Source organism: Pseudoroseomonas cervicalis ATCC 49957, assembly GCF_000164635.1.
GTDB lineage: Bacteria > Pseudomonadota > Alphaproteobacteria > Acetobacterales > Acetobacteraceae > Pseudoroseomonas > Pseudoroseomonas cervicalis.
This window is the reverse complement of the sequence record NZ_GG770784.1, coordinates 19955-23056: the sequence shown is the minus strand read 5'-3', so window position 1 is coordinate 23056 and position 3102 is coordinate 19955. Positions and strand designations below refer to the sequence as shown.

Annotated in this window: 4 protein-coding genes; all 4 read left to right on the top strand. The window is 72.6% G+C overall.

The features are described from left to right. Positions 1–172 precede the first annotated feature (172 nt). Genes flgF through HMPREF0731_RS18180 form a run of 4 tightly spaced genes read left to right on the top strand, consistent with a single transcriptional unit; the run spans position 173 to position 3060 of the window. On the top strand, positions 173–931 hold the full coding sequence (flgF, locus tag HMPREF0731_RS18195; RefSeq protein ID WP_007005660.1) for a flagellar basal-body rod protein FlgF: 759 nt from the start codon (positions 173–175) through the stop codon (positions 929–931). A 49-nt stretch (positions 932–980) separates the two neighbouring features. Next, positions 981–1763 (top strand): flagellar basal-body rod protein FlgG, encoded by a 783-nt coding sequence (gene flgG, locus HMPREF0731_RS18190; RefSeq protein ID WP_007005659.1) that lies wholly within the window; start codon positions 981–983, stop codon positions 1761–1763. Between the two features lie 11 nt (positions 1764–1774). After that, positions 1775–2227 carry a flagellar basal body P-ring formation chaperone FlgA gene (flgA, locus tag HMPREF0731_RS23345; protein ID WP_051014815.1) on the top strand — a complete coding sequence of 151 codons (453 nt, stop codon included), beginning with the start codon at positions 1775–1777 and terminating at the stop codon, positions 2225–2227. 14 nt (positions 2228–2241) lie between these two features. Continuing rightward, positions 2242–3060 (top strand): flagellar basal body L-ring protein FlgH, encoded by an 819-nt coding sequence (locus HMPREF0731_RS18180; RefSeq protein WP_007005658.1) that lies wholly within the window; start codon positions 2242–2244, stop codon positions 3058–3060. The last annotated feature ends 42 nt before the right edge of the window (positions 3061–3102 follow it).

Genomic DNA, 3102 nt, shown 5'->3' with positions numbered 1-3102 from the left:
CGCCCCGACGTGCCGGGCGAGCTGCTGACCCCGGCCGGCGACACCGAGGCGCTGCTGCGCGCCTCCAGCCCCGCCACCCCCGCCGAGCGCGGCGTGCCGGCGCTGCGCTCGGCCATCACCCGCAGCCGGCAGGTCGAGCAATTGCTGCCCCCCGCGACAGGGAAGGAGTGACATGGACAGCCCCAGCACCGTCAGCCTCTCGGGCCAGCTCGCGCTGCGCCAGCAGATGGACGTTGTGGCCAACAACCTGGCCAACGCCACCACCAGCGGCTACCGCGGCGACCGCACGCTGTTCCAGAGCTACGTCACCCGCCTGGCCGTGCCGGGGCGCGAGATCGCCTTCGTGCAGGACCGCGCCACCTATATCGAGAACCGCCAGGGCCCGATCGGCTCGACCGGCAACCCGCTCGACCTCGCCATCGAGGGCGAGGCGTTCTTCGGTGTGCAGCGCCCGGGCGGCGCGCCCGGCTACACGCGCGACGGGCGCTTCAAGATCCGCCCCGACAACGTGCTGGCCGACAGCCAGGGCCGCGCCGTGCTCGGCGAGGGCGGCGCGCCGATCACCCTGCCCGAGCGGATCAGCGCCATCGAGATCCGCGCCAATGGCAACATCCTCGTCACCAGCGAGGGGCGGGTGGAGCAGGCCGGATGCATCGCGCTCTATGCGGGCGGCGACATGCGGGGCTTGCGCAAATCCGGCGACGGGCTGTTCGAGATCCCGGCCGAGAGCGTGCAGCCGGTGGACCCCGATGCCCCCGGCACCCGCGTGCGCCTGGCGCAGGGCGCGCTGGAGGGCTCGACCGTGCAGACCGTCTCCGAGCTGGCCAACCTGGCGCTGGTGCAGCGCGCCTATGAAAGCATGCAGCGCATCATCAGCGATGACGACAGCCGCATCCGCCGGCTGATCGAGACGGTGGGGCGGCCCAACTGAGCGCCCGCCCCGCCTCCCTTTTCCGCGCCGCTCCTGAAGGACACAGACCATGCGCGCCATGAACATCGCCGCGACCGGCATGCAGGCCCAGCAGACCAATGTCGAGGTGATCGCCCACAACATCGCCAACGTCTCCACCACCGCCTTCACCCGGCGCAAGGCGGAGTTCCAGGATCTGCTCTACCAATCGGGCGAGCGCGTGGGCTCCGCCTCCTCCGAGGCCGGCACGCTGCTGCCGGTGGGCACGCAGGTGGGCCTCGGCGTGCGCAACTCGGCGATCAACCGCATCACCGTGCAGGGCACGCTGAACGAGACCGGCAACCGCTACGACCTGGCGCTGGAGGGGCGCGGCTATTTCGGCATCGACCTGCCGGACGGCACCGTCGCCTACACCCGCGATGGCAGCTTCAAGCTCTCGCAGGAAGGCCAGATCGTCACCACCGAGGGCTACCCGATCCAGCCCGCGATCAACGTCCCGATCGATGCGCGCGACGTCACCGTCAACCAGGCGGGCGAGGTGCTGGTCACCCAGGCCAATGGCCAGCAGCAGAATGCCGGGCGGCTGAACCTCTTCCTGTTCCCCAACGAGGCGGGGCTGGAGGCGATCGGCGGCAACAAGTTCCTGGAGACCGAGGCCTCCGGCCAGCCCAACCAGGGCCTGCCCTCCGACCCCGGCTATGCGCGGGTGCGGCAGGGCTATCTCGAAGCCTCCAACGTCAATGTCGTGCAGGAGATCACCCAGCTGATCGCCGCCCAGCGCGCCTACGAGATGAACTCGAAGGTCATCGAGGCGACCGACCAGATGCTGCAGACCGCCAACAACGTGCGCTGAGGAGAGGCCCGATGCGCGCCGCCCTGCTGCTCGGCCTGGCCCTGCTCGCCGCCCCGCCCCTGGCCGGCCCGGCGCGCGGCGCGGGCGAGGTCTGGCACGCCACCCGCGCGCTGCAGCCGGGCGATGTGCTGGGCGCCCAGGATATCGAGGCGCTGGCGCCGCGCCGCGCGGCCCCCGGCCAGGTCGAGGCGGAGCGCGACATCCTCGGCCTCGAGGTGAAGCGCCGCCTGCGCGCGGGCGTGGCGCTGACCGAGCGCGACATCGGCGAGCGCCAGGCGGTGCGCGCGGCGCAGCCGGTGCGCGTCTTCTGGAAGCGCAACGGCGTCTCGCTGGAGCTGGAGGGCCGCGCCCTCGAGGCCGGCGCGATCGGCGAGCAGATCCGCGTGCACAACCCGCAAAGCGGCCGCACCATCCGCGCCCTGGTCGTCGCCGAGGGCACGGCCGAGGTGCGCGGCGCGCCATGACAAGGAGCCGGCCGATGCATGCCGCCCGCCCCCGCCCCGACACCGACACCGGCGCCCCGCCCCGCCCCGCCCCGACCGGCCCAACCCGTCGCGCGCTGCGCCGGCTGCTGCCGCTGGCGCTGCTGCCGCTCGGCCTCGCCGGCTGCGACAGCTTCGGCCATATCCAGAAGCCGCCCACCATCTCCGCCCCCGGCGAGCTCGCGATCCCGCCGGGGATCGAGGAGGAGAGCCCGATCGACGTGGCGCGGCGGCCGCGGCTGGACGGCATGGGCCCCACCATGGTCGGCTCCCTCTGGCGGCCCGGCGCGCGCAGCTTCTTCCGCGACCAGCGCGCCCGCATGGTGGGCGACCTGCTGACCGTCGAGATCGAGATCGACGACAGCGCGCAATTCGACAACCGCACCGACCTGGAGCGCGAGAGCGAGCAGACCTTCAAGCTGCCCTTCCTGTTCGGGTTGCAGGGCGTGCTGGGCCGCGCCTTCGGCGGCGCGCTCGACCCGGCGGTGGAACTCGGCGGCGACAGCACCGCCAAGGGCAATGGCCGCATCCGCCGTACCGAGAAGATCCGCCTGCAGCTGGCGGCCACCGTGGTCCGCGTGCTGCCCAGCGGCAATCTGGAGATCGCCGGCTCGCAGGAGGTGCGCGTCAACAACGAGCTGCGCGAGTTGCAGCTGCGCGGGCTGATCCGGCCCGAGGATATCCGCCCCAACAACCGCATCGCCTCGGAGAAGATCGCCGAGGCGCGCATCACCTATGGCGGGCGCGGCGTGGCGAGCGATCTGCAGCGGCCGCGCTGGGGCCAGCAGATCATGGAGCGCGTGCTGCCCTATTGAGGCGGCGCGGCATCAGGCGGCGGCGGGCGCAGCGCCAGCAGC

What these genes read in the sequence shown, in the direction of transcription:
- flgF (WP_007005660.1), top strand. Translation starts at nt 173, where the DNA reads ATGGACAGCCCCAGCACCGTCAGCCTCTCGGGCCAGCTCGCGCTGCGC.
- flgG (WP_007005659.1), top strand. Translation starts at nt 981, where the DNA reads ATGCGCGCCATGAACATCGCCGCGACCGGCATGCAGGCCCAGCAGACC.
- flgA (WP_051014815.1), top strand. Translation starts at nt 1,775, where the DNA reads ATGCGCGCCGCCCTGCTGCTCGGCCTGGCCCTGCTCGCCGCCCCGCCC.
- HMPREF0731_RS18180 (WP_007005658.1), top strand. Translation starts at nt 2,242, where the DNA reads ATGCATGCCGCCCGCCCCCGCCCCGACACCGACACCGGCGCCCCGCCC.